This is a genomic window from Pseudomonas sp. H1_D04, assembly GCF_054683855.1.
Map to the genome: position 1 here is coordinate 6,104,781 of NZ_CP162826.1, position 26,383 is coordinate 6,131,163.

Sequence of the window (26,383 nt, forward strand, 5' to 3'; positions counted from 1 at the left end):
TGAATCGGATGCGCTGTGCGCCCAACGTTAAAAAGCGGGCGCAGCCGGGGGCCTGGAGAGGCTTCCGGTAGGGGTAGGAAATTAAGGGATTTGGGGGGTGGGGGGTGACATGGGAAGCGGGGACAAGGGGGACGGGGGTTGGTTCCGTAAATTTCTGCCGTTATCCGGCGAGCTGTTTGCGAGGTGTCTGGAGAATCCGGGGCGATTCAGGGTAGATCAATCTCTCAGAGAGGTAAGACAGGACGCTTAGCCATCAGGCTTTTGCGCTTACCTGAAAACGAAAACCGCAGATTAATACCCCGCAGCTACCGTTTTACATCGTAAAAATCGTAGTTTCATCGACAAGCGGTCACGCTTCCCTCGCCTTCACCTTCAAATGCCGCGCATACCACGGCCGCTTCGGCACGCGCTTGAACAACCCTGTGAGCGCATCGTCGTCAGCACCAAAGGTAATACGCAACGCGAGCTTCATGGTCTCCGGGTCCATTTCCATCGACTTGCCCATTTGCAACCCCGGCGTGGTGCTGCAGCCGTGGGTGTCCGGGCCGAGCCACGGGTCGCCGACTTCGACCCAGCGGCCCGGGGCGAACCAGGCTACGCCGTTGACTTCCAGCCGGCTGACTTCGCCTGGATTGAAGCGTTCATGGGCGCGGAACCAGTCTTCGATGCGGTCGTCGATCCAGCCGTGGAAGTGCCAGAACACCGGGTTTACGTGGGAGGAAAACGGGTCGCCAAGGAAGTCGTTTTCGGCGGCGTACCACCGCGCGGCAAAGTCTGCCGGGTCGCGGGCAAAGGGCACTGGCGCGCCGTTGGAGGGATCGCGGGGCACCGAGGCCCAGCGCATGTGCAGCCAGTCGTGCAGGCCCAGTTCCATCTCGGAACCCAGTTGGCCCAAGGTGTATTTGGCCAGGTAACGCGGGTCGCGGTATTGGGACTCCCAGACCTGGAAGTTGCTGTGGTACGTCTCTTGCGACTTGATGTCGCTGACCCACTGGGTGTATTCGCTGTCGTCGGGGGCCAACCAGGTGGGCGGCAAGGCGAAGCCATCGTGGTTGTCGAAGTAGCGCACAAAGCCCAGGCGATCACGCTCCAGCGCCGGTTGCGGTTCGGGGAAGGCCGGCCAAGAGGGTAAGTCCTGCATGGCGCGTGCAGTGCCGAGCATGTGTCGATGCATAAAGAAGAAGTCGATGCCCGAGCCGTTGCGATCTTTGCGCTTGCCACGGGCGTCGCGCTCCTGGCCCCGTGGGCCGGGCTGCCAGCCGATGCCGCGCAGGGCATCGCGTTTTTCTTCAGAGAGTTTGTGCCATTGGTCGCGAGTGGCGTGCCACAGCTGGTGGAACAGGCGGTGTTCGGGGGCGATCAGCCAGGCGAGCAAGGTCGGGTTGTGACCGATGCGCTCGCGGGCTTCAGGAAACAGCTGTTTGTGGGCGATAAAGCGGTTGTCGCGTTCGGTCAGGGCCAGGGGGCGATTCAAGTCGAGGATCTGCCCGCCGAGGGTGCCGCTGCCGGCGTTGCCGAAGTCGGCCCAGACTTCATCGAGGGTCATCTTGAATTCATAGGCGGGCCTGCCATCGGCCGAGTCGCGGTCGATCAAGCGCCAGTAGAGCAACGCGCCCTCGCCCGTCAGCAAATCGCCCAATACCCGGTAACGCGGTTCGCCTTCGGCACGCAGGTTGGCGGCGGTGTCCAGGTAGCCGCGCAGGCCTCGGCCACGGGGGGCGATGTCGAGCAGCAGTTCCAAGCCTTGCAGCGGCAGGCCCTTGAGGCCAGCGTCGCGGCCTTCCAGGCGCAGGCTCCAGACGCCACGCAAGGTATTGGCCAGTTGCTGGCCGGCGGTGTCGGCCAGATCGACCGTGGCTTCGCCGGGGGTGATGGGGAATTCTTCACGCGTCCACTCGCGATGGGCATAGAAAGCTGCCGGCACAGCGGCGCCGGTGAGCGCGAGGCCTGCGATGAACCCACGTCGAGAGATGGTCATTGTTTACCTTAGGAAACGGCTTGATCAGAGCTAGAACGTTTGCTGGCAGGGGAAATTTACCGCCGCCGTCTCGCCCGCCTAAATTTCCCCGCTCATCGCTCGTTCTTCCCAGATAGCAAAGGCCTCAACTGACTGAGATGGCAATGACAAAATCACGTTCGAAAAAGGCGCTGTATATCGGCCTGCCGCTGGCCCTGGCCGTCGGCGCTGGCTTGCTGGTCTGGGATCACTGGTTCAGGGGCAACGCCGGCTACTCGCTGGAGGTGATCAAGCAGGCCAACGAGATGCAGGATCGGTTGTTGTCGTTCGACAGCCATATCACTGTGCCGGTGGATTTCGGCACCGCAGGCAAAGAAGCGGACAAGGACGGCAGCGATCAATTTGACCTGGTCAAGGCCAGTCGGGGCCGCTTGTCCGGCGCCGCCCTGACCATCTTCGGCTGGCCGGAAATCTGGAACGGCCCGAACGCACCGCACAAGCCCACCGAAGGGTTTGTCGAAGCGGCACGCCATGAACAGGAAGTGCGCTACAAGATCATCAGCGCCATGGTGCGCGATTTCCCCAATCAGGTCGCCATCGCCTACACCCCGGACGACTTCCGGCGCCTGCATGGCGAGGGCAAGTTCGCGATCTTTATGAGCATGCTCAACGCCTACCCGCTGGGCAACGATCTGAACCAGTTGGACCTGTGGGCCGCGCGCGGCATGCGCATGTTCGGCTTCAGCTATGTGGGCAATAACGCCTGGTCGGACTCATCGCGCCCGCTGCCATTCTTCAATGATTCGGTGGATGCGCTCGACGGGCTGTCCGACATCGGCAAACAAGCCGTGCACCGTCTCAATGACCTGGGTGTGATCATCGATGTGTCGCAGATGTCGACCAAGGCCCTGGAACAGGTGGCGCAGCTGAGCCGCACACCAATGGTGGCGTCCCACTCGGCGCCGCGTGCGGCGGTGGATATCCCGCGCAATCTCAGCGACAAGGAATTACAGCTGATCAAGCACAGTGGCGGCGTGGTGCAGATCGTGGCCTTCTCGGCCTACCTGCGCCCGCTGAGCCAGCCAACCCAGGACAAGCTCAACACGCTGCGCGCCCGTTTTGACCTGCCGCCCCTGCCGAACCTGGCCATGGCCCTGATGCCAGGCGATCCCATCATCGCTGCCTGGCCCGAGCAGCGGTTCGGCGAGTACGCCAGCGCGCTGTACGGCATCCTCGACGAGGAACCCAAGGCCACCCTCAAAGACCTGGGCAACGCGATCGACTACACCGTGCGCAAGATCGGCATCGACCACGTCGGCCTGTCTTCAGACTTCAACGACGGGGGTGGCATCGACGGCTGGAACAACGTCGGCGAAATCCGCAACGTCACCGCCGAGCTGATCCAGCGCGGTTACTCCGAAGCCGACATCGCCAAGCTGTGGGGAGGCAACTTCCTGCGGGTCTGGGACCAAGCACAAAAAGCTGCCAAACCATTGGCCAACCGTTAACCCTCTAGAAGCCAGTCCATGACCGACCGCCGTACGTTTCTCAAGCAGGCAGGGGTACTTGCCGCCAGCCTGCCGCTGGGCGCTGCCATCCTGCCTCAGGCGCAAGCAGCCGTAACACAAGACCCATGGACCGGGTTCAAGCGACTGTTCAACCAAGACCCGGACTACCTGCACTTCTCCAACTTCCTGGTGACCTCGCACCCCAAACCGGTACGCGAAGCCATTGAGCGTTACCGCGCACAGATCGACCGCAATCCAGGGCTGGCCATGGACTGGGACTTGCAGGAAACCTGGAAGCGTGAAGGCCAGGTGCGCGAATGGGCCGGCCGTTACCTGAAGGCCTCTCCCCCGCAGATCGCCCTGACCGGCAGCACCTCCGAAGGACTGGCGATGATCTATGGCGGGATCAAGGTACGGCCCGACCAGGAAATCCTGACCACGGTTCACGAGCACTACGCCACCCAGAACGTGCTGGACTTTCGTGTGCTCAAGCAAGCCACACAGGTACGCCGGATCGCACTGTTCGACAACGCCAACCAAGTCTCTGTCGATGAAGTACTGGGCAATATCCAGCGCAACATCCGCCCCAACACCCGTGTGTTGGGCATGACCTGGGTGCAGTCCGGCAGCGGCGTGAAGCTGCCCATCGGCGAGATCGGCAAGCTGGTGGACGAGCACAACCGCAACCGCGATGAGCAAGACCGCATCCTCTACGTGGTGGATGGCGTGCACGGCTTCGGCGTGGAAAACCTCGATTTCCCCGACATGCACTGCGACTTCTTCATCGCCGGCACCCATAAATGGATGTTCGGCCCGCGCGGCACCGGTCTGGTGTGCGCCCGCGACCCCGAGAACAAATACGTCACACCGATGGTGCCGACCTTCTCCGAGGACAAGGACTTCGCCACCAGCATGACGCCTGGCGGCTACCACGCCTTCGAGCATCGCTGGGCCGCAGATGAAGCCTTCAAGCTGCACTTGCAGCTGGGCAAGGCCCAGGTGCAGACACGCATCCATGGGCTGAATACCGAGCTGAAAGACCAATTGCTGGCGCAGCCACAGGTCGAGCTGGTCACCCCGCGCAACCCCGCGCTGTCCGCCGGTTTCACCTTCTTCCGAATCAACGGCCAGGACAGTGAAGCAGTGGTGGCCCACATGATGAAACACCGTGTGGTGATCGATTCGGTGGACCGTGATGTCGGCCCCGTGATTCGCACCTCGCCTGGCCTGCTCAATAACGCCGACGAAATCCAGCGGTTCATGACCCTGCTGCGCCAGCGGGTGTGACGCTCACTTTTCCCTTTGAACGAGATGCCCACATGATTCCATTCCGACTCAAACCCTTGACCACTCTGGCGCTCACCGCCCTGTGCAGCGGCCTGCTGCCAGGCGTGGCCCAGGCCGCCGCGCCACAGCCGGGCAAGGTGTTCAAGGACTGTAAGGACTGCCCGGAAATGGTCGTGCTGCCCGCCGGCACCTTCACCATGGGGACGCCTGAGGATGAGGTCGGTCGCGAGCCGGATGAAGGCCCGATGCATGACGTGACCTTCGCCAAACCGTTCGCCATGAGCCGCTTCCACATCACTGCCGGTGAATGGGACAGCTATGTGCGCCAGACCGGCGTGAAGATCGCCAATGGTGACACCCGCCCCGGCCGCGAATGCATCGCCAGCAAGCCGCGCTATCCACAAGGCCCGCGTCAGCCGGCGGTGTGCATGGACATGGACGACATCAAGGCCTACGTCGCCTGGCTGTCGAAAAAGACCGGCCAACACTACCAAATGGTCAGCGAAGCCCAGCGCGAATACGCCGCCCGTGCCGGTTCCACCGGGCCTTTCCCGTTCCCCTTCGATGAAGGCAAGGGCTACAGCATCGCCGAACACGCCAACACCTACGGGCCTGCGGACGGCTACAGCTACTCGTCGCCAGTGGGCAGCTACCCGCCGAACGCGTTCGGCATGTACGACATGCACGGCAACGTCTACGAGCGCGTCGCCGACTGCGAACATACCAACTACATCGGCGCCCCTGCCGACGGCAGTGCCTGGGTAGAACCTAATTGCGAGTCCTATCAGATTCGCGGCAATGACTGGGGTGAAGCACCGGTATTTTCGCGCTCGGGCAACCGCAACACTATCTACCCGCAGACGCGGGGCGACTGGATCGGCTTCAGGGTTGTGCGCGATCTCTGATTACGCACACTGAAACCGGCAAAAAAAAAACCGCCTGGCATGAGCCAGGCGGTTTTTTTATGTCTGGAGGGAGCCGGCACACGTGCCGGCTCCCGGTGATCAGAACGCGTACTTGGCGTTGATCATTGCGTTGCGAGGTTCGCCGTAGGAGCCCGAATTGAACGTGCCCATGCCGTCGTAGTACTTCTGGTCAAACAGGTTGTTGACGTTCAGCCCCACACTCAGGTGGTCATCCACTTGGTATTTGGCCAACAAGCCAACCACGGCGAACGGATCCTGCGTTGCCTTGTAGTAAGGGCCGGAGTAGTTGATTTGCGATGCAGCGTACATCTCGCTTTGCCAGGTCACGTTGCCACCGACAGTCAACTTGTTCCACTCACCCGGCAGGCGATAAGTAGTGCCGAACTTGAACTGGTTGATCGGCTGGTTGGTCTGCACCCGACCCCCGTCCTTGTCATGGGACTCGCGGTAGGTATAACCACCAAACACGTTCCAGCCACTGACCACTTCACCAGAGATCTCGGTCTCGACGCCACGGGTGTTGGTACCACTGATGGCCTTGTACACAGCGCGGCCCGAAGAATCCGTGCCCGACTGTTCCGGCGTGTTCTTCTGATTAATCTCAAATACCGCAACGCTCGCGTTCAGCGCGCCGTCGAAGAACTCACCTTTGAGACCGATCTCGTAGTTGTCGCCTTCAAGCGGCGCCAGCGAAGTGCCCGACGCTGTTTTGTAGAACGTCTGCGGCAAGAAGATGCTGGTGTAGCTGGCGTACGCCGAATAGGTGTCGTTCAGCTCATAGACGATACCGGCATACGGCGTGACAACGCCGGTCTTTTTGGTCTTGTCGGTCGTCTTGGTGCCATCGAGATAGTTCTTGACCTCGTCATCCTGATTCCACCAGCTGAGCCGGGTACCCAGAATGATGGTCAGCGGATCGAACGGTTTCAAACGCAGGGCGCCGTACATGCCGGTCTGCTGCAAGGTCGTGACGGTACCGCCATCCTTTTGATACTCACGATTGCCGTACTCACGGCCGTCCCAGTTGAAAATATTCGCCGAACCGTAGTCGCCGTCATCATTGTGGCTGGCGTAGTTAGGGAAGTTCAGGTGAGTGCGCGAAGCACTGGCACCCACCACCAACTCATGCTCGCGACCGCCCAGGTTGAACGGGCCGGACGCATAGGTATCGAGCGTATCCTGGGTCTGGTAGCTGTCCAGGCGGTAAATAAATACGCCCGTACCTTCACCGGTCACAGGGTCAGGGTAGCCGCCACTTGCCGATGCGCCCTGGCCTTTACGGTAGGAGTATTGATGGCTGTAGGCAGTCTTCAGGCTCCAGTCATTGTCCAGCTTGTGATCAAGCATGGCGGTGAAGTTATAGCTGGTGTTGTCCATGTAACTCGAACGCGAGGCCGGGTTGAATGAACGGGAGAAATTGGTTTGCTTGCCATTGCTGAAGAACAGCGGGATATGCCCGTAGCTGGTGCCTTCGGCGTCGTTGTTCTGGTAGTCGAGGCTAGTGCGCAGCGTAGTGCTGTCGTTCAGATCGATATCCAACGCGCCGTACATCACGCGCTTTTCCTGGCTGTACCAGTCAATGAACGAATTTTGCTTCTGATAAGCCGCGACGAAACGTCCACGCACATTGCCGGTTTCTGTCAGCGGACCCGAGACGTCAACTTCGGAGCGGTAACGGTCCCACGCCCCCGCTTCTCCGGAAACGTAGGCCTGGAAGTCCTTGGTCGGACGCTTACGCACCAGGTTGATGGTGGCCGACGGAGTGCCCGCACCGCTCATCAGGCCGGTCGCGCCGCGCACCACTTCGACACGGTCATAGATGGCCATGTCCGAGATTGCGCCTACGTATTGCTGGGACTCGTTGGCCACCTGGGACGGGATGCCGTCGTACTGGAAGTTCTGGATCGCAAAGCCACGGGAGTAAAACGTGTAACGCTCACTGTCGCGGTGGTTGATGCTGATACCCGGCGTGAACGCCATCACTTCGTTAAGCGTCGAAAGATGCTGGTCGTCCATCAGTTGACGGGTAATCACGCTCACCGACTGCGGCGTTTCGCGCAGGGACAAGGGAAGCTTGGTGGCGGTGCTGGTCGCCCCCGTGGTGTACGAACCGGTGTTTTCAGTCGTCTCCCCAAGACCCTCGGCACTGATCGTGGTCGCGCCCAGGTTCAGCGCCGAACCGCTGGATGGCGCCATCACGATATAGCTGCCGCTGGCTTCGCGACTGGCCTGCAAGCCACTGCCCGACAACAGTCGAGACAGGCCTTCATCCACGCCAAACTGCCCTTTCAACCCTGGAGTGGAGCGCTGGCTGGCGATCGCTGGATCGTAGGAAATCGAGACACCGGCCGCCGAGCCGAATGACATCAGCGCATCCGATAATTTACCGGCCGGAATCGCGAAGGCAACCTTGCCGGCTTCGCTCTGGGCAAGTGCGACGCTCGGCATCAATGTGGCGGCAGCCGGCACAGCCAGCGCGGCGCCCAACATCATCAGACGCACGGTCTGCGGCAATTTCTTCAGCGCGTAATGCTTGGGCGTAGACAACCAAAGGAGATAAGGCATCGACAGCAATCCTTGAACAATGAGGCGTGTGTTTGGCAGAAATTAGTGGCGTCTTTGAGCGCCTCTGGTTAATAAGACGGTTCAGGTAATGAAAACCAGACTCATTTACCTGCTTTTTTTACCACCCCTCTAAACGCGCTCAACCCTCAACCGCCAGGGGCATTGAGGGTCGAGCACGCGTGCTCATAGAAATGAAAGCATCCATGGGAAGGGATCGGCGCACCGGCCTACGGGTGCCGGCCATGAAACATGGCCGCATCCAATCTATAACGTGGGGCTGGCGGACAAATTTAGGGCCCGCGCCCAACGCAATGAGGCTAAATCGCGCCGTAGTCGAAACGTCTTCTACAAAAGCCCGCGAGCGATCAAATGGATCGCCGGGCCTCCACTCGCCCTTAGCACGTAGCCACGTCGCGACCGAGGTAGTTTCATGACTGCAAAACCGCGTAGCGCCCTCAGCGAACTCTTGAGCCTGCTCAAGCCCTATCGCTACACCGTCATTCTGTCGATTCTGTTCGGCATCCTTGGAGGGGTGAGCGTCACGGCTCTGCTTGCCACGGTTAACCAGGGCCTGCACAGCGAGTCCGGCCTCACCACCGCAGTGGTCCTGGCCTTTGCCGGGCTGTGCCTGCTCGCCCTGCTCAGCAGCATTGCCGCCGACATCGGCAGCAACTTCGTGGGCCAAAAAGTCATCGCCAGGCTGCGCAAGGACCTCGGCGCCAAGGTGCTGTCAGCGCCAATCGAACAGATCGAACGCTACCGCAGCCACCGCCTTATTCCGGTACTGACCCACGACGTCGACACCATCAGCGACTTCGCCTTCGCCTTCGCTCCGCTGGCCATTTCCATCACCGTTATCCTCGGCTGCCTGGGCTACCTGGCGAGCCTCTCGCTGCCAATCTTCATCATGACCCTGCTGGCCATCGGCATCGGCTCGGCGATCCAGTTCATCGCGCAAAGCAAAGGCATCAAGGGCTTCTACGCCGCGCGGGAAGCTGAAGACAACCTGCAAAAGCATTACTCGGCCATCGCCGAAGGCGCCAAGGAACTGCGGATTCATCGCAAGCGCCGTCACGCGATGCTGACCCGCAACATCCAGGCCACCGCCGACCACATCTGCGACACCCACGTGCGCTCGATCAATATTTTCGTGATCGCCAAGAGCCTGGGTTCGATGCTGTTCTTTGTGGTCATCGGCCTGGCACTGACCCTGCAATCGTTCTGGCCCAGCAACAACCCGGCCATGATGAGCGGCTTTGTACTGGTGCTGCTCTACATGAAAGGCCCGTTGGAAAACCTGATCGCCAACCTGCCGATCATCAGCCGCGCGCAGATCGCCTTTCGACGCATTGCCGACCTGTCCGAACGCTTCTCGTCGCCGGAACCGCACTTGCTGCTTGACGCCGATGAGAGCCGCACGCCGACCATGAAGCATCTGGAATTGCGCGACGTGCAATACGCGTTTCCGCCCGTGGAAGGCAGCGCGCCCTTCAAGCTGGGCCCGGTGAACCTGACCATCGAGCCTGGGGAAATCCTGTTTATCGTCGGCGAAAACGGCTGCGGCAAGACCACCCTGATCAAACTGCTGCTGGGCCTGTACACCCCGCAGCAAGGTGAGATCCGCCTCAACGGCACAACGGTGGACGCCCACGGCCTGGATGATTACCGGCAGATGTTCACCACCATTTTTGCCGACTACTACCTGTTCGACGAACTGGTGCAAAGCGATAAAGCCCTGCCGGACGACGCCAACCAATACCTGGAGCGCATGGAAATCGCGCACAAGGTCAGCATCCGCGATGGCGCTTTCACCACCACCGACCTCTCCACCGGGCAGCGCAAGCGCCTGGCGCTGATCAACGCCTGGCTCGACGAGCGTCCGGTGCTGGTCTTCGACGAGTGGGCCGCCGACCAGGACCCGACCTTCCGCCGCGTGTTCTACACAGAGCTGCTGCCGGACCTCAAGCGCCTGGGCAAGACCATCATCGTGATCTCCCACGATGATCGTTACTTCGATATCGCCGACCAACTGGTGCGAATGGAAGCCGGGCGCGTCATTACCGAAAAAGCCTTCGCCTGACCTCCCCCTCCGGCGAGCGCCCTGCCGCTCGCCGCTGCCTGCCAAGTCCCACGTCACACCTAAATCTCGTCGGCCACGCTTCGTCTTTCTGACAACGCATATTTACGCAGCCGATGGCGACGAGACCAAACATGAACCCACTGAATCAACTCCCCGACGACGACTTGCTGGCTTTGTTGATGGCCGACGACGTCGGTTCAGAGCATTCCATCAAGGCTTCCACCCATCGCGGCCCCACTCCCCTGTCCTTCGCCCAACAACGCCTGTGGTTCCTGCAACAACTCTCGCCCGACAGCAGCGCCTACAACCTGCCTAACGCGCTGCACCTGCGCGGCCCGCTGGATACATCGGCGCTCGCCGCGGCCTTGCAGCAGATCATCGACCGGCACGACGTGCTGAAAACCGCGTTCCAGACCGTCGATGATGAACCCCGGCAAGTGCTTGACCCGCAAGCCCGCATCCACGTGCGCGAAGAGGACCTCTCAGGCCTGGCACCGCACGCCCGTAGCACCGCCGTGACTGAGCGCCTGGCCGCCGAGGCCGGTGCACCGTTTGACCTGGGACGCGCCCCACTGATTCGCGCCACCCTGATCACCCTTGAGCGCGACGACCATATCCTGCTGTTGAACATGCACCACATCGTCTCGGACGCCTGGTCCAACCCGATCCTGATGCACGACCTGATCCAGGCTTACCAACGCGCCTGCCAGGGCGACACCACGCCGCTGGCGCGACCTGCGATCCAGTACGCCGACTACGCCCGCTGGCAGCGCGAGGAGTACCCGAACACGCCGGCACAACAGCGGGCCGCCGACTATTGGGCGGGTTACCTGGGACGGGAGATTCCCACGCTGGACCTGCCTACCGAGTTCCCCCGCAATGCCGAACAACAACACCGTGCCGGCAATCTTCAACTGTCAGTGCCCACAGCCCTGAGCCAACAGTTGCACAGCTTCTGCCAGCAACAGGACCTGACGCCGTTTATCGTGCTGCTGGGCACCTGGCAACTGCTGCTCAGTCGCTACAGCGGCCAGCAGGATTTCACCGTTGGCGTGCCGAATGCCAGCCGTAATCAGAGCGAGACCCAGGACCTGGTGGGGTTCTTCGTCAGCAGCCAGATCTATCGCACGCAACTCACCGACGACCTGACCACAGGCGAGTTTCTCCAAGCGCTGCGCCAGCAATCGCGGGCGGCGATGGAACATGCCGACTACCCGATTGAACTGATCATCGAGCGCTTGCAGCTGCAACGCAGCACTCAGGCCAACCCGTTGTTCCAGACCCTGTTCAACTGGCGGGTGAGCCAGGATCAACCGGCCGCTCTGACGCTGGGTGAGCTGAGCCTGGCGTTCCTGCCGGTGGCGCAACATGAGGCCAAGTTCGACTTGTCGATGGACGTGGACTACACGCCACAACAGATCACGGCGAGCATCGAGTACAGCACGGCACTGTTCGGCGCGGCGACGATTGAACGCCTGGGACAGCACTGGCTGCGCTTGCTGCAAAGCCTCGTTGACGGGCCGCAGCGGCGACTGGCCGAACTGCCGATGCTCGACCACGCCGAGCAACATCAGATGGTCAGCGCATGGAACGCCACCGCCACCCACTACCCGCTGGACCACAGCGTCCAGCAACTGATCGAAGCCCAAGTGGCGGCCACACCCAATGCCACGGCGCTGGTGTTCGGCGCCCAGCAGCTGAGCTATCACCAGCTCAACCAGCGCGCCAACCAGCTCGCCCACAAGCTGATGGAACTGGGCGTCGGCCCCGATGCACTGGTGGGCATCGCCACCGAGCGTAGCCTGGAGATGGTCATCGGCCTGCTCGCCGTGCTCAAGGCCGGCGGCGCCTATGTGCCGCTGGACCCGGAATACCCGCAGGACCGCCTCAGCTACATGATCGAGGACAGCGGCATTGGCCTGCTGTTGACCCAGCAGCACCTGCTCACGCAGTTGCCGATTCCGGCTGCGCTGCCGGTGCTAGCCCTCGATCAACTGGACGTCAGCGCTTATGCCGACACCAACCCGGAGGTCGCCGTTGACGGTGAAAACCTGGCCTACGTCATCTACACCTCAGGTTCCACCGGCAAGCCCAAAGGCGCCGGCAACCGGCATTCGGCCCTGACCAACCGGCTGTGCTGGATGCAACAGGCCTATGGGTTGACCGCCGACGATACCGTGCTGCAAAAGACCCCGTTCAGCTTCGACGTGTCGGTGTGGGAGTTCTTCTGGCCGCTGATGACCGGCGCCCGCTTGGCCGTTGCCGGGCCTGGCGATCATCGCGACCCGGCCATCCTGATCAGCCTGATTCAGCGTTACCACGTCACGACCCTGCACTTTGTGCCGTCGATGCTGCAGGTGTTCCTGCTGGACGAACAGGTCGCCCAGTGCACCCGCCTGACACGCATCATCTGCAGCGGAGAAGCTCTGCCGGTGGACGCCCAACAACAGGTGTTCGCCAAGCTGCCGAACGCCGGGTTGTTCAACCTCTACGGCCCCACCGAAGCCGCCATCGACGTAACCCATTGGACCTGCCGCGAAGAAGGCAAGGCCAGCGTGCCGATTGGCCAGCCGATCGCCAACCTCACCACCTACATCCTCGATGCCGAACTGCAACCGGTGCCAGCCGGTGTCATCGGCGAGTTGTACCTGGGCGGCGAAGGCCTGGCGCGGGGTTACCAACGCCGCCCTGCCCTCACCGCCGAGCGCTTCATGACCAGCCCGTTCGGTGATGGCCAACGCCTGTACCGCACCGGCGACCTGGCCAGCTACCGGCCTGACGGCGTGATCGAATACCGTGGCCGCATCGACCACCAGGTAAAAATCCGTGGCCTGCGCATTGAGCTGGGGGAAATCGAAACCCGCCTGATGGAACTCGATTGCGTGCGTGAAGCGGTGGTGATCGCGGCTGACGGGCAGTTAGTCGCCTACGCCGTGCCCGCTCAAGCCCGTGACGCCGCTGAATTGCGCAGCGACATCAAACACCGCCTGAGCGAACACTTGCCCGACTACATGGTGCCGGCCCAGTTAATCTTCCTCGATCAACTACCCCTGAGCCCCAACGGCAAACTGGACCGCAAGGCTCTGCCGAAACCCGATGCAAACCTGCTGCAAAAAGCCTACGTGGCGCCGCAGAGCCCACTGGAACAGCAGATCGCTGCCATCTGGCAAGACGTGCTCAAGCGTGAAACCGTCGGCCTGCACGATGACTTCTTTGAGCTGGGCGGTCATTCACTGTTGGCTACCCAGGTCGTCTCCCGTGTGCGTCATGCCCTGAACACCGATGTCCCCCTGCGCAGCCTGTTCGAATGCAGCACCTTGCAGGCGTTCGTCGCCACCTTGGCACAAGAACCGGTCCGCCACGAGCCGCCCTTGGTCCGGGTCGCGCGCGACCAGCCGCTGCGCCTGTCTTACGCCCAGGAACGCCAGTGGTTCCTCTGGCAACTGGACCCTCAAAGCACCGCGTATCACATACCGGCGGCCCTGCGCCTGCGCGGCCATCTGGACACCCAGGCACTGCAGCGCAGCTTTGAGCACCTGATCGAGCGCCATGAAAGCCTGCGCACCTCGTTCACCCAGGACGGCGAGCGTACCGTCCAACGGATCGCCGCCCACGCTCCGCTGGCGATCACCGTCGAGTCACGGCTGGGCGCAGACGAGCAGGCGATCCAGGCGTGTGTTGAACACGAAATCCAGCAGTTGTTCGACTTGCAGCATGGCCCGCTGCTGCGGGTCAAACTGCTGAAACTGGCGGATGACGATCACGTCCTGATCCTCACCCAGCACCATATTGTCTCCGATGGCTGGTCGATCAACGTGATGATCCAGGAGCTGATTGCCCTGTACGCCGGTTTCAGCCAGCAGCAACCCGTCAGCCTGCCTGACCTGCCCGTCCAATACGCCGACTATGGCGTGTGGCAGCGCCAGTGGATGGAGGCCGGAGAGCGCGAGCGCCAACTGGCCTACTGGACCGAACAGTTGGGTGGCGAGCAGACGGTATTGGAACTGCCCGCCGACCACACCCGGCCGTCGGAGCAAAGCTACCGCGGCGCCCAATTGGAACTGGCGCTGGGCCACGAGCTGAATCAGTCGCTCAAGCAATTGGCCCAGCAGCAAGGCGTGACGTTGTTCATGCTGTTGCTGGCCTCGTTCCAAACCCTGTTGCATCGCTACAGCGGGCAAACCGACATCCGTGTCGGTGTGCCGATTGCCAACCGCAACCGCGTGGAAACCGAAGGGCTGATCGGGTTTTTCGTCAACACCCAGGTGCTGCGCGCAGAGCTCAACGGCCAGGCGCGGTTTGTCGACGTGCTGCAACAGGTCAAACACCACGCCTTGCAAGCCCAGGCTCACCAGGACCTGCCCTTTGAGCAACTGGTGGAAGCCCTGCAACCGGAGCGCAGCCTCAGCCACAGCCCGCTGTTCCAGGTGATGTACAACCATGCCAGCGTGCAGCCGCAAAACAGCGTCAGCCTGCCCGGCCTGAGCCTTGAAGTCCTGGAAGGCACGCTACCCAGCACCCAGTTTGACCTCTCGCTGGACACCACCGAGTCCGCCGACGATCTGCTGGCCACCCTCACCTATGCGATCGACCTGTTTGAAGCCTCAACCGTCCAGCGCCTGGCCGGGCATTGGCAAAACCTGTTGCAGGCCATCGTCCGTAACCCGCAGCAACGCCTGGGTGAAATGGACATGCTTGGGCATGAAGAACGGCACCTGATGCTCCATGACTGGAGCAGTGCCACCCTCGATTACCCAAGTGAACAACGGGTTCATCAGCTGTTTGAAGCCCAGGTGGCGAAGCAACCATCAGCCCCGGCCTTGCTCTTCGAAGACCGCCAGTTGAGTTACGCCGAACTCAACGCCCAGGCCAATCGCCTGGCTCGCCATCTGGTGAGCCTGGGCGTCGGGCCCGACGTGCTGGTGGGGATTGCCGTGGAGCGCGGCCTGGACATGATCATCGGCTTGCTGGCGGTGCTCAAGGCCGGTGGCGGCTACGTGCCTCTGGACCCTGAATACCCGCAGGATCGGTTGCTGTGCATGATCGAAGACAGCGGCACGCAACTGATGCTGACCCAGAGCCGCTTGCGCGAACGCCTGAAGATTCCTTCCGAGGTGGCGCACCTGTGCCTGGACCAGAACCAAGCCTGGGTCAATCTGGACGACAGCAACCTGGTCAATCGTGCCCATGCCGATAACCTTGCCTATGTGATGTTCACCTCCGGCTCCACTGGCCGGCCAAAAGGCGTGGGCATCAACCAGTCCTCGCTGACTCGCCATGCCTACGTGTCGTTGGGGTTCTTCAATCTCAATGGCGGCGACCGCATCCTGCAGTTTTCCACCTTCAACTTCGACGGTTTCGTCGAGCAGCTTTACCCGGCCCTGATCTGCGGCGCGTCGGTGGTGCTGCGCGGCACCGAAATCTGGGACACCGAGACCTTCTACCACGCACTGATCAAGCACCAGATCAGCGTGGTCGACCTCACCACGGCCTACTGGAACCTGCTGGCCAAGGATTTTGCCGCGGCTGGCCCACGGGATTACGGGCGCCTCAAGCAAGTGCACGCCGGTGGTGAAGCCATGCCGCCAGAAGGCCTCGCCGCGTGGAGCCAGGCCGGCCTTGGCCACGTCAAATTACTCAACACCTACGGCCCGACTGAAGCCACGGTGACGGTCACGGCCCTTGATTGCACCGACTATGTAACCGGCGCACGCCCCACGCCCTTGACCATGCCCATCGGCAAGGTCCTGGCCGGACGCAGCATTTACCTGCTGGACGACAGCGGTGCCCCGGCGCCGATTGGCGTGGTGGGCGAACTGGTGATCGGCGGCGAGTTGCTGGCGCGGGGTTATTTCAATCGCCCGGACCTGACGGCCGAGCGCTTCATGCCCGACCCGTTCAGCCAAGGTGGCGGCCGCTTGTACCGCACCGGCGACCTTGCGCGCTACACCCCAGACGGGGTGATCGAGTACGTCGGCCGGATCGACCATCAGGTGAAGATTCGCGGGTTCCGTATCGAGTTGGGCGAAATCGAAGCCCGACTGCTGGAGCACGACATGGTGCGAGACGCCATCGTCCTCGCCCAACCGGCCGCCAGCGGTTTGCAGTTGGTGGGTTATGTGGTGCCCCAGGCCACGGCCGTGCCGCACGCAGAGCTGCGTCAGTCGATCAAAGCCGCGCTGGCAGCCGTGCTGCCGGACTACATGGTCCCGGGCTTCCTGATGTTCCTTGATGTATTGCCCCTGAGCCCGAACGGCAAGCTGGACCGTAAAGCGCTGCCCAAGCCGGATGCCAGCCAACAGCAAAACCACTATGTGGCGCCGCGAACGGCCCTGGAAATCCAGGTCGCCGGAATCTGGCAAAGCGTGCTCAACCTTGAGCAGGTGGGCCTCACGGATGACTTCTTCGCACTGGGCGGCCATTCGTTGCTGGCAACCCAGATCATCTCCAGGGTGCGTCAGGCCCTGGGGCTGGATGTCGCCCTGCGCAGCTTGTTCGAACGCAGCGTGCTCGGGGATTTCGTCGCCGGCCTGAACGGTCGCGCGCGGCAGCATGAGCTGCCATTGGTGCCCGTCGAACGCACTCAATCGCTGCCCCTGTCCTACGCACAGGAGCGCCAGTGGTTCCTCTGGCAATTGGACCCGCACAGCGCCGCGTACCACCTGCCGGCCGCCCTGCGCCTCAAGGGCACGCTGGATGTCGCGGCGCTGGAGCACGCGTTCAATCAACTGATCGCGCGTCACGAAGCACTGCGCACCACCTTCGTGGTGGACAACGAACACCCCCGCCAAATCATCGCCGACCAGGCACCGCTGGCGTTGGTGGTCGAGACGCTGAACGGCACGCCGGACGACGCCACGATCAAGGCCTTTGTGGAGCACGAAACCCGGCAACTGTTCGACCTCCAAAACGGCCCGCTGCTGCGGGTCAGGCTGCTGCGTCTGGCGGACGATGAACATGTACTGGTACTGACCCAGCACCACATCGTTTCCGATGGCTGGTCGGTGCAGTTGATGGTGGAGGAACTGATCAGCCTGTACGGCGCCGCCCAGTCTGGACAGCCTCACGCACTGGCGCCGTTGCCCATCCAGTACGCCGACTATGCCGCCTGGCAACGGCAATGGATGCAAGCCGGCGAGCGCGAACGTCAACTGGCGTACTGGACCGGCCAGTTGGCCGGTGAACACAGCGTATTGGAGTTGCCGACGGATCGCCCGCGCCCGGCGGAACAAAGCTACCGAGGTGCCCACCTGTCAATCACCCTGGCGCCTGGCCTGGGCGATGCCGTGCACGCCTTTGCCCATCGCGTTGGCGTGACGCCGTTCATGCTGTTGCTGGCGTCTTTCCAGACCCTGTTACACCGCTACAGCGGCCAAAACGATATCCGCGTCGGTGTGCCGATTGCTAACCGCAACCGGGTCGAAACCGAGGGGCTGATTGGCTTCTTCGTGAACACCCAAGTCATGAAAGCCGAGTTCAGCTCGCACCTGCGGGTCGAGGCTCTGCTGCAACAGGTCAAGCAACATGCATTGGATGCCCAGGCGCATCAGGACCTGCCATTCGAACAACTGGTGGAGGCCTTGCAACCGGAACGCAGCCTCAGCCACAACCCGCTCTTCCAGGTGATGTTCAACCACCAGAGTGCCGACAAACCCAGCGCCACCGAACGTCCGTCACTGCCTTCGGCGTTGCAGGTCGAGGGATTGGACTGGGAAGGCAGCACCTCGCAATTTGACCTGACCCTCAGCACCAGCGAATCGGCCGAAGGCTTGAGCGCGACCCTGACCTACGCCACCGACCTGTTCAACGCCACCACCATCGAGCGCCTTGGGCGGCATTGGCAACAGCTGCTGCACAGCCTGATTGGCGACCCACAACAGCGAGTTGCAGATTTGGCGATGCTCGACCACGCCGAGCAGCAGCACATTGTCAGCGCGTGGAACGCCACCACCACCCACTACCCGCTGCACCACAGCGTCCAGCAACTGATCGAAGCCCAAGTGGCGGCCACACCCAATGCCACGGCGCTGGTGTTCGGCGACCAGCAGCTGAGCTATCACCAGCTCAACCAGCGCGCCAACCAGCTCGCCCACAAGCTGATGGAACTGGGCGTCGGCCCCGATGCACTGGTGGGCATCGCCACCGAGCGTAGCCTGGAGATGGTCATCGGCCTGCTCGCCGTGCTCAAGGCCGGCGGCGCGTATGTGCCGCTGGACCCGGAATACCCGCAGGACCGCCTCAGCTACATGATCGAAGACAGCGGCATTGGCCTGCTGTTGACCCAGCAGCACCTGCTCACGCAGTTGCCGATTCCGGCTGCGCTGCCGGTGCTGGCCCTCGATCAACTGGACGTCAGCGCCTATGCCGACACCAACCCGGAGGTCGCCGTTGACGGTGAAAACCTGGCCTACGTCATCTACACCTCAGGTTCCACCGGCAAGCCCAAAGGCGCCGGCAACCGGCATTCGGCCCTGACCAACCGGCTGTGCTGGATGCAACAGGCCTATGGGTTGACCGCCGACGACACGGTGCTGCAAAAGACCCCGTTCAGCTTCGACGTGTCGGTGTGGGAATTCTTCTGGCCGCTGATGACCGGCGCCCGTTTGGCCGTTGCCGGGCCTGGCGATCATCGCGACCCGGCCATCCTGATCAGCCTGATTCAGCGTTACCAGGTCACGACCCTGCACTTCGTGCCGTCGATGCTGCAGGTGTTCCTGCTGGACGAACAGGTCGCCCAGTGCACCCGCCTGACACGCATCATCTGCAGCGGCGAAGCCCTGCCGGTGGATGCCCAACAACAGGTGTTCGCCAAACTGCCGAACGCCGGATTGTTCAACCTCTACGGCCCCACCGAAGCCGCCATCGACGTAACCCACTGGACCTGCCGCGAGGAAGGCAAGGCCAGCGTGCCGATTGGCCAGCCGATCGCCAACCTCACCACCTACATCCTCGATGCCGAACTGCAACCGGTGCCGGCCGGCGTCATCGGCGAGTTGTACCTGGGCGGCGAAGGCCTGGCGCGGGGTTACCACCGCCGCCCTGCCCTCACCGCCGAGCGCTTCATGACCAGCCCGTTCGGTGATGGCCAACGCCTGTACCGCACCGGCGACCTGGCAAGCTACCGTCCTGACGGCGTGATCGAATACCGTGGCCGTATCGACCACCAGGTAAAAATCCGTGGCCTGCGCATTGAGTTGGGGGAAATCGAAACCCGCCTGATGGAATTGGACTGCGTGCGTGAAGCGGTGGTGATTGCGGCTGACGGGCAGTTAGTCGCCTACGCCGTGCCCGCTCAAGCCCGTGACGCCGCTGACCTGCGCAGCGACATCAAACACCGCCTGAGCGAACACTTGCCCGACTACATGGTGCCGGCCCAGTTGATCTTCCTCGACCAACTGCCCCTGAGCCCCAACGGCAAACTGGACCGCAAGGCTCTGCCGAAACCCGATGCAAACCTGCTGCAAAAAGCCTACGTGGCGCCGCAGAGCCCGCTGGAACAGCAGATTGCCGCCATCTGGCAAGACGTACTGAAATTGGAACGCGTCGGCCTGAACGACAATTTCTTCGAACTGGGCGGTGACTCCATCATCTCCATCCAGGTGGTCAGCCGCGCCCGCCAGCAAGGCATCGCCTTTACACCCAAGGAACTGTTCCAACACCAGACCGTGCAAGGCCTGGCCAGCGTGGCCCGTGTCGGCGCAAGTGCCCAGGTGATCGACCAGGGACCAGCCACCGGCCCGCTCACGTTGCTGCCGATTCACCAGGTGTTTTTTGAAACGGCGATCCCTGAGCGCCATCACTGGAACCAGTCGGTACTGCTCCAACCTGCGCAACCGCTGGTGGCCGAGGCACTGCAACAGGCGTTGCACGCGGTGATTGAGCACCACGACGCCCTGCGTTTGAGCTTTGAGCAACACCCCGGCGGCTGGAGCGCCCAGTACCGGCCAATGGTCGACTGGCAGTTGCAACAGGTTGACGCCACCGCCGAGCAATTGTCGGACCTGTGCGATCAAGCCCAAGGCAGCCTCGACCTGCAACACGGCCCGCTGATCCGCGCCTTGTTGATCCACTTGGCCGACGGTACCCAGCGCTTGTTGTTGGTGATCCACCACCTGGCAGTGGATGGCGTGTCCTGGCGGATTCTTTTTGAAGACCTGCAAAACGCCTATCAACAGGTCAGCGACCAGCAGCCGGTGCAGCTGCCGGCCCGCACCAGTTCGGTCAAGGCCTGGGCCGAGCGCCTGCAACGCCGCGCGCAAAACCAGACGTCCCAGGACGAACTGAACTACTGGCTGGCGCAACTCGACACCAACACGCCCGACCTGCCATGCGAACGTCCCTATGGCAGCCTGGATAATCGCCACAGCCACACGCTGCATACCCACCTCGACGCCCGGCAGACAAAGCAATTGCTGCAACAGGCGCCCAAGGCCTATCGAACGCAGATCAACGACTTGCTGCTGACGGCCCTGGCACGTGTCATCAGCCGCTGGACCGGCGCCCCGCACTGCCTGATCGAGCTGGAAGGTCATGGCCGCGAAGACCTGTTCGATGACATCGACCTGACCCGCACGGTGGGTTGGTTCACCAGCCTGTTCCCGGTCAAGCTCGTGCCGGCCGCCAACCTTGGCGACTCCATCAAGCAGATCAAGGAACAGTTGCGGGCAATCCCCGACAAAGGCCTTGGCTATGGCGCCCTGCGCTACCTGGGCACGCCGCAGGCACGGGCCAGCCTCGGCGCCTTGCAGGCACCACGCATCACGTTCAACTACCTTGGCCAGTTCGACGGCAGTTTCGATGCCAGTCAGGGCTCGTTGCTGGCCCCTGCCGCCGAAGGCAGCGGCCGTGAGCAGGCGCTGAATGCGCCACTGGGCAACTGGCTGAGCCTCAATGGCCAGGTATACGGTGATGAACTGACCCTAGGCTGGCAATTCAGCCGGGAGATGTTCGACGAAGCGACCATTGCGCACCTGGCCGATGACCTCAAGCGCGAGCTGCTGGCCCTGATCGAGCATTGCTGCGACACCGCCAACGTGGGGGTCACGCCGTCCGACTTCCCGCTGGCGCGGATCAGCCAGGCACAACTGGATCGCCTGCCGGTGCCGTTGCCACAAGTCGAAGACGTCTACCCGTTGTCGGCGATGCAACAGGGCATGCTGTTCCACACACTGGAGGCACCGGAAAGCGCACTGTACGTGAACCAGATGGCCGTCTCGGTCACCGGCCTGGACGTTGCGCGGTTCACCGCAGCCTGGAACGCCGTGATTGAGCGCCATGAAATCCTGCGTACCGGGTTCTGGGCCGACAACCAACTGGCCGAACCGCTGCAAGTGGTCTATCGCGCGGCGACGATGCCTGTCGACGTACTCGACTGGCAGCAACGGGACGTCACCGCCCAAGACCTGGAGGTACTCGCGAGCCAGGATTGCGCCCGTGGCTTCGAACTTCTGCGTGCGCCGCTCACACGCCTGACCCTGGTGCAGCTCGACCCACAAACGCACTACCTGATCTGGACCAGCCACCACATCCTCATGGACGGCTGGTCCAACTCGCGGCTGTTGGGTGAAGTCTTCGCGATCTACAACGGCCAGGCCGCACCGGCCAAACGCGGGCATTACCGCGATTACATCCGCTGGCTGCAAGATCAATCCAAGGCGGTACTGGAGCAGTTCTGGAAAACCAAGCTCCAGGACTTGAACGGCACCTCGTCCCTCGCCAACAGCCTGTCGCCCAAACCGGCCATGGAATTGGAAGGCCACGCGGCGCTGTATCTGAATTGGGATGCGCTGCAAACCGCGCACTTGCGTGAGCAGGCCCAACGTCTGCGCGTCACCCCGAACACGCTGATCCAGGCCACGTGGTTACTGCTGTTGCAGCGCTATACCGGCCAGGACACCGTGTGCTTCGGCGCGACGGTCGCGGGTCGTCCGGCCAGCCTGCCAGGCTCGGAGGACATGCTCGGGCTGTTTATCAACACCTTGCCCATTATCCAGACCCCGCAACCGCACATGCCCGTCGCCCAATGGCTGCAAGCGTTGCAGGCCTATAACCTGGAAGTGCGCGACCACGAGCACGCGTCCCTGGCGGACGTACAACGCTGGTCGGGCCAAGGTGGCCAGCCGCTGTTTGACAGCATTCTGGTGTTTGAAAACTACCCGGTGGACGAACGCCTGCAAGAAGCCGGGCAAGAACGCCTGAGCTTTGGCGACGTCAGCAGCCGCGATGTGACCAACTTTGCCATGGACCTGGCGATCAACCTCGGCGACACCCTGAAGATCGAGTTCCTGTACCTGCGCAACCGCTTTACCGAGGCCGCCACCGCACAAATCCTGCGCAGCTTTGAAACCCTGCTGCTGGAACTGCTGAACAACGCCCAGGCCAACGTCGGCAGCCTCACAATGCTGGCAGGCACCGAACAGCAACTGTTGCTGCAACGTAACGTGCTGAGCCCCGCCATGGCACCACGCGCCCACCTGGCACAGGTGATCCGTCAACACGCACTGGAGCGCCCTGACGCAGTGGCGGTGGTGTGCGACGGGATCGAGTTGAGCTACGGCGAACTGGATGCCCGGGCCAACCGCCTGGCCCACTGCCTCATGGCCCAGGGCATCGGGCCGGAGATGTTCGTTGGCGTCGCTCTGGAGCGTTCGGTGGACGTCATTGTCGCGTTCTATGGCGTCATGAAAACCGGCGCCGCCTACGTGCCGCTGGACATTGACTACCCGCAGGACCGCGTGCAGTGGATCGTCGAAGACTCTGCCATGAGCGTACTGATCAGCCAGCACTCGCTGCGGTCGCGCTTCGACGGCCTGGGCGAGGCGACGCTTATCGACCTGGATCGCCTGCCGCTGTCGGACTGGCCGGCGACGTGCCCGGCACCGCAGGTGCACGACGATAACCTGGCTTATCTGATTTACACCTCGGGCTCCACCGGCAAGCCCAAGGGCGTCGCCGTGACCCATGGGCAAATTCGCATGCATTGCCAAGCGATTGCCGAGCGTTACGAGATGGACAGCGGCACCCGCGAATTGCTGTTCATGTCGTTCGCCTTCGACGGTGCCCAGGAGCGTTGGCTGTCGACACTGCAAAGCGGCGGGTGCCTGGTGGTGCGGGGTAACCAGCTGTGGACACCGGAAGAAACCTGGCAGGCGCTGCACGCCCACAGCATCAGCATCGCCTGCTTCCCTCCGGCGTATCTGCAACAGCTGGCCGAGTACGGCGACAGCCAAACCGATGCACCACCGCCCGTGCGCATCTACTGCTTCGGCGGTGACGCGGTGGCCGAGGCCAACTTCGAGCTGGTCAAACGCGTGCTCAAGCCGCAGTACCTGACCAACGGATACGGCCCCACCGAAACCGTGGTTACGCCGCTGCTGTGGAAAGTGAGTGCCGACGAACGCTGCAACGCGGTGTACGCGCCGATCGGCACCCGCATCGGTGAACGTACCCTGTATGTGCTGGACGAACACCTCAACCCCGTGCCCGATGGCGTGGCGGGCGAGTTGTACATCGGCGGCGAAGGCGTTGCCCGTGGGTATCACCAGCGGCCCGGCCTGAGCGCCGAACGGTTTGTGGTTGACCCGTTCGCTGCCGACGGCACACGCCTGTATCGCACCGGAGATCTGGTGCGCCAACGCCCCGACGGCGTGATCGACTACCTTGGCCGCCTGGACAACCAGGTGAAAATCCGCGGTTTCCGTATCGAACTGGGAGAAATTGAGTCACGCCTGCGCGAGATCCCCGACGTGCAAGACGCCGTGGTGGTCGCCCGCGATACGGCCGGCGGCAAGCAACTGATCGGTTACGTGGTGGCCGACGCTTCGGCCGGGCTGGGCGAACGCCTGCGTGCGGCCTTGCAGGTGGAATTGCCCGACTACATGGTGCCGGCGCAAATCCTCGCGCTCCCGGCCTTCCCGCTCAACCCCAACGGCAAGCTGGACCGCCTGGCCCTGCCTGACCCGGACTTCAAAGGTCGCGCCTTCGTTGCACCGCGCAATGCGTTGGAGGCACAACTGGCAGCGATCTGGCAGGAGGTGCTGGAGTTGGAGAGCGTAGGCGTCACTGACAACTTCTTTGAATTGGGCGGCGACTCGCTGCGCATTCTCAAGGTGCTGTCGAAGGTGCGCAGCCAGCCGGATATCGGCATCGAACTGAAACTGCGGGACATGATCGGCAAACCCACCATCGCTGAGCTGTCCGGGTTTGCCGAAGACGATGCCAGCCTGAATCCGCTGCTGCTGCTCAACAGTGAAACGACGCACAGTTCGCCGTTGTTCTGCCTGCATGCCGGTTTTGGCACGGTGTTCGACTACGAGCCCCTGGCCCGTCGCTTGGATGGACAGCGCAGCGTCTACGGCCTGCAATGTCGCATGCTGCTGGACCGCCAGTGGAACGATGATTCCCTGGCGTCCATGGCCATCGATTACAGCCAGTACATCCGCCAGCAGCAAGCCAGCGGCCCGTACCACCTGGTGGGCTGGTCGCTGGGCGGCACCCTCGCGGTGCTGGTGGCCCAGGAGCTGGAAAGCCAGGGCCAACGCGTGGAGTTTCTCGGCCTGGTGGACAGTTTTGTGCCCACTGGCGAAGACGTCTTGAGCGACGACTGGAGCGACGACTTGCGCGGGTTCCTCGCGGTACTGTTCGGCCTGTCGGCCGAGGCCTTGCCAGCCTTCGACGTCAGGGCGACGACGGACAGCGCGGTGCTGGAGCAACTGATCGCACAGGTCCAGGCAGGCGCTGCCGCGCGTTCGGTGTATGCCGCAATCAGCACCGAGGAGCTGGCTCACACGTTCCAGGTAGCGATGAAACTCAAGGCGTTGTCCACGGGACTGGACGGCTTGCCGCCCACCCGGGCGCAAGCCCATTGCTGGTGGGCCAAGGCGCTTGCCGACCAGCCGGCATCGAACCTGGCCAGCGCCCGGAGCAATGAACAGATCGCCGCCGGCCACTACGACATGCTTAACCACCCGACCCTGCTTCAGGGTCTGTTGCAGCACCTGGCGCTGCAACCCGTAGCCAGTTGAAACGTCGCCGCCCCTGATGGTCAGGGGCGGCGCTTCAGCCTATTTCACAAGGAACATGCAATGCCCCTGGACCCTGATCTCGAAGGTTTTCTGGAATTGGCGCAGATGGGTCGCCTGACCGGTAAAAGCCAACCCATGCACGCACTGAGTGTTGAACAGGCACGGCGGGAGTTCGAACAGACTTCGGCCATTCTCGACCCCAGCCCGCCGGGGTCGGTGGTGGTCACCCAGCTGACGGCCACCGCCCGCGATGGCCATGCACTGCCCGCCCGCCTTTACCGGGCGCCCGGCACCGCGCAATTGCCGGTGATTGCGTACTTCCACGGCGGCGGTTATGTGGTGGGCAGCCTGGACTCCCACGACTCCATCTGCCGCAGGCTCGCGGCCAGCGGTCAGTACGCGGTGTTCGCGCCCAGCTACCGTCTGGCGCCACAGGCAAGCTTCCCGACCGCAGTGAATGACAGCCTCGACGCCGCCAATTGGCTGGCCGAACAGGCCGGCAACCTGCAACTGGACAACAGCCGGATTATCCTGGCGGGTGACAGTGTGGGGGCAACGCTGGCGACCGTCCTGGCGATCACCGCAGTGAAGGCGCCGCAGCAACTGGCGTTCAAACCCTGGGCCCAGTTGCTGTTTTACCCGGTCACTGATACCTCGCGGCAGCGTGATTCCCATCGCCACTATGCCGAGGATTACCTGCTGGAAACGGCCACGCTGGAATGGTTCTACCAACACTATTGCCCGAACGCCCAACAGCGCCTGGACTGGCGAGTCTCGCCGTTGCTGGCCGAAGGGCTGACTGCACTGGCACCGGCCTATATCAGCCTGGCCCAGTACGATCCGCTGTATGACGAAGGGCAGGCGTACGCGCAAATGCTGGCCGCGAGCGGCACAGCGGTCAGCCTGCACGTGCAGTCGGGGCTGACCCATGACTTCTTGCGCATGAACGGCATTACCAGCGCGGTTGCAGGCATTTATGAAGGCGTGCTGAGTTGGTTGGGGGAACAGCGCTAAGCAACACTTGACCGTTCCCGCCA

The 26,383-nt window shown here is 62.4% G+C and carries 8 protein-coding genes; 6 read left to right on the plus strand and 2 right to left on the minus strand.

The genetic code is table 11. From position 1 onward, the window contains the following. Nucleotides 1-349 precede the first annotated feature (349 nt). Nucleotides 350-1,978 carry a pyoverdine maturation tyrosinase PvdP gene (gene pvdP, locus AB4N82_RS28200; protein ID WP_122763625.1) on the minus strand — a complete coding sequence of 543 codons (1,629 nt, stop codon included), beginning with the start codon at nucleotides 1,976-1,978 and terminating at the stop codon, nucleotides 350-352. Between the two features lie 143 nt (nucleotides 1,979-2,121). On the opposite strand from pvdP, the gene pvdM reads away from it, so the two are divergent. The 3 genes from pvdM to pvdO are packed head-to-tail and all read left to right on the plus strand — an operon-like array spanning nucleotide 2,122 to nucleotide 5,657. Then, nucleotides 2,122-3,465, plus strand: a complete 1,344-nt coding sequence (gene pvdM, locus AB4N82_RS28205; protein ID WP_460104004.1) for a pyoverdine-tailoring dipeptidase-like protein PvdM — start codon at nucleotides 2,122-2,124, stop codon at nucleotides 3,463-3,465. An 18-nt stretch (nucleotides 3,466-3,483) separates the two neighbouring features. After that, nucleotides 3,484-4,752 (plus strand): pyoverdine-tailoring periplasmic protein PvdN, encoded by a 1,269-nt coding sequence (gene pvdN / locus AB4N82_RS28210; protein ID WP_122763626.1) that lies wholly within the window; start codon nucleotides 3,484-3,486, stop codon nucleotides 4,750-4,752. Between the two features lie 32 nt (nucleotides 4,753-4,784). Further along, entirely contained in the window at nucleotides 4,785-5,657 is an 873-nt protein-coding gene (pvdO, locus tag AB4N82_RS28215) for a dihydropyoverdine dehydrogenase (RefSeq protein WP_099601588.1), read from the plus strand. A 99-nt stretch (nucleotides 5,658-5,756) separates the two neighbouring features. On the opposite strand, the gene AB4N82_RS28220 is transcribed toward pvdO, so the two are convergent. Next, nucleotides 5,757-8,243, minus strand: coding sequence for a TonB-dependent siderophore receptor (locus AB4N82_RS28220; RefSeq protein WP_122763627.1), 2,487 nt, complete (start codon nucleotides 8,241-8,243; stop codon nucleotides 5,757-5,759). Between the two features lie 430 nt (nucleotides 8,244-8,673). Here AB4N82_RS28220 and AB4N82_RS28225 point away from each other — a divergent pair, with 430 nt between their 5' ends. From AB4N82_RS28225 to AB4N82_RS28235, 3 genes are all read left to right on the plus strand, one after another. Beyond that, complete coding sequence (locus tag AB4N82_RS28225; protein ID WP_032885338.1) at nucleotides 8,674-10,323, plus strand: cyclic peptide export ABC transporter; 1,650 nt, start codon at nucleotides 8,674-8,676, stop codon at nucleotides 10,321-10,323. Nucleotides 10,324-10,454: 131 nt separating this feature from the next. Further along, nucleotides 10,455-25,346, plus strand: a complete 14,892-nt coding sequence (locus AB4N82_RS28230; protein ID WP_460104008.1) for a non-ribosomal peptide synthase/polyketide synthase — start codon at nucleotides 10,455-10,457, stop codon at nucleotides 25,344-25,346. Nucleotides 25,347-25,406: 60 nt separating this feature from the next. Next, nucleotides 25,407-26,360, plus strand: coding sequence for an alpha/beta hydrolase (locus tag AB4N82_RS28235; protein ID WP_122763629.1), 954 nt, complete (start codon nucleotides 25,407-25,409; stop codon nucleotides 26,358-26,360). Nucleotides 26,361-26,383 lie beyond the last annotated feature (23 nt).

What these genes read in the sequence shown, in the direction of transcription:
- AB4N82_RS28220 (WP_122763627.1), bottom strand. Translation starts at nt 8,243, where the DNA reads ATGCCTTATCTCCTTTGGTTGTCTACGCCCAAGCATTACGCGCTGAAG.
- pvdO (WP_099601588.1), top strand. Translation starts at nt 4,785, where the DNA reads ATGATTCCATTCCGACTCAAACCCTTGACCACTCTGGCGCTCACCGCC.
- pvdN (WP_122763626.1), top strand. Translation starts at nt 3,484, where the DNA reads ATGACCGACCGCCGTACGTTTCTCAAGCAGGCAGGGGTACTTGCCGCC.
- AB4N82_RS28235 (WP_122763629.1), top strand. Translation starts at nt 25,407, where the DNA reads ATGCCCCTGGACCCTGATCTCGAAGGTTTTCTGGAATTGGCGCAGATG.
- pvdM (WP_460104004.1), top strand. Translation starts at nt 2,122, where the DNA reads ATGACAAAATCACGTTCGAAAAAGGCGCTGTATATCGGCCTGCCGCTG.
- AB4N82_RS28230 (WP_460104008.1), top strand. Translation starts at nt 10,455, where the DNA reads ATGAACCCACTGAATCAACTCCCCGACGACGACTTGCTGGCTTTGTTG.
- AB4N82_RS28225 (WP_032885338.1), top strand. Translation starts at nt 8,674, where the DNA reads ATGACTGCAAAACCGCGTAGCGCCCTCAGCGAACTCTTGAGCCTGCTC.
- pvdP (WP_122763625.1), bottom strand. Translation starts at nt 1,978, where the DNA reads ATGACCATCTCTCGACGTGGGTTCATCGCAGGCCTCGCGCTCACCGGC.